The sequence below is a fragment of the Paenibacillus sp. OV219 genome, from assembly GCF_900110075.1.
GTDB lineage: Bacteria > Bacillota > Bacilli > Paenibacillales > Paenibacillaceae > Paenibacillus_Z.
The window spans coordinates 1-1,670 of sequence record NZ_FOCJ01000034.1 but is presented as its reverse complement, the minus strand read 5'-3'; the positions used below and the strand labels follow the sequence as shown (position 1 = coordinate 1,670).

The window sequence follows — 1,670 nt, the reverse complement described above, 5'->3', positions numbered from 1 at the left end:
TGATATGCTCCCCTTTAAGTAGACAGGTTTAATAAATAAACCGCTACTTGAAGGGGAGTTTTTTTGGTGTCCAAAAAGAATGAACACAACTCTACGGAGAAGCTCGCTATTGTACAAGAATTTATTGCGGGTAATATAAGCCGAGCTGGGGTCGCTCGAAAGCACAACATTAGTGTAAGCACACTGGTGAAGTGGCGTCATCAGTATGAACTGTATGGGGTCGAGGGATTAGCTATCCGCGCGCATAATAACAGCTATTCTGCAGAGCTAAAGCTTAAGGCGGTTCAAGATTATCTCACAGGCCGCTATTCGCAATATGAGATTATAGACAAGTACAAAATCTCCAGTCGCACTCAACTCAAGAGTTGGATAGACAAGTATAATGGTCATAGCAGCTTAAGATCGTATAACGAGGGAGCAACAGCTATGACTAAGGGGCGGACTACCACTCTGCAGGAACGAATCGATATTGTGCTTTACTGCCAGGCACATAACCATGACTACCGGAAGACAGCGGACGAGCATCAAGTCTCGTACCATCAGGTGTACCAGTGGGTAAAGAAGTATGAGGATGGTGGTCAAGATGCTTTACAAGATGGCCGAGGGCGTAACAAGTCCGTTGATGAGTTAACGGAAGCGGATCACCAGAAACTCGCCATGAAGAAATTAGAGTACGAGAATGAGCGACTTCGAGCGGAGAATACCTTTCTAAAAAAGTTACAGGAAATCCAAAGGAGGCGACGTTAAGCGGGCACCGCCAAGAGAATGTCTACCTCGCTATTCAAGCCGCTGGGCAGGAAGGCTTGTTTCCTGTGCAAACTTTATGTGAGGTCGCAGATATTGCACGATCCAGCTATTACAAATGGTTGAAGCATACGCCTAGCTCTCGTGAAGTGGAGAACCAGCAGCTGACACAGGACATGCTCGCCCTGCATCAAAAGGTTTCTGGCATCTACGGGTACCGCCGATTAACCCTTAATTTGAGCAGGCAAGCGAAGAAACAGATCAACCACAAGCGCATACAACGCCTGATGAGGATACAGGGAATCCAGTCGGTCATTCGCAGAAAGAAAAGGAAATATGTCTATGTAGCCCCAGAGCAAGTCGCCGAGAATCTGCTGAACCGCGAGTTCTATGCTGAAGAAACCAATGAAAAATGGCTAACTGATGTGACGGAGCTCAAGTATGGCAACGGTCAGAAGGCTTATTTGAGTGCCATATTAGATCTCCATGATAACGTCATTGTTTCCTATGAAATGGGACACGCCAACAACAATGAACTTGTTTTCCGTACGATAGACTCGGCTTTAAAAGCAGCTTCAGACAGCAAGCCAATGCTGCATAGTGATCGTGGATTTCAGTACACCTCTCACACATTCAAGCGGTTGTATGCAGATAAATTAACACAAAGTATGTCACGAGTTGGCAGGTGCATTGATAACGGCCCCATGGAATCCTTCTGGGGGGCTCTTAAATGCGAGAAGTATTATTTGCGTCGCACATACCCAACCTTCGAAGAACTTCAAAATGACATCGATGAGTACATTTGTTTTTACAACAACGACCGACTACAGAAAAAGCTAAACGGCCTCAGTCCAATGGAATTCCGGACGAAGGCCGCTTGATTGTTTTTAATTATTTGTACTGTCTACTTGACGGGGTGCTGTTCA

The 1,670-nt window shown here is 45.7% G+C and carries 2 protein-coding genes; both read left to right on the top strand.

Annotated elements, in window-relative coordinates; translation table 11 throughout:
* Window positions 1–66: 66 nt before the first annotated feature.
* Window positions 67–747, top strand: coding sequence for a helix-turn-helix domain-containing protein (locus tag BMY11_RS28335; RefSeq protein WP_177182868.1), 681 nt, complete (start codon window positions 67–69; stop codon window positions 745–747).
* A gap of 32 nt (window positions 748–779) precedes the next feature.
* Window positions 780–1,625, top strand: coding sequence for an IS3 family transposase (locus BMY11_RS28330; protein WP_143069368.1), 846 nt, complete (start codon window positions 780–782; stop codon window positions 1,623–1,625).
* The last annotated feature ends 45 nt before the right edge of the window (window positions 1,626–1,670 follow it).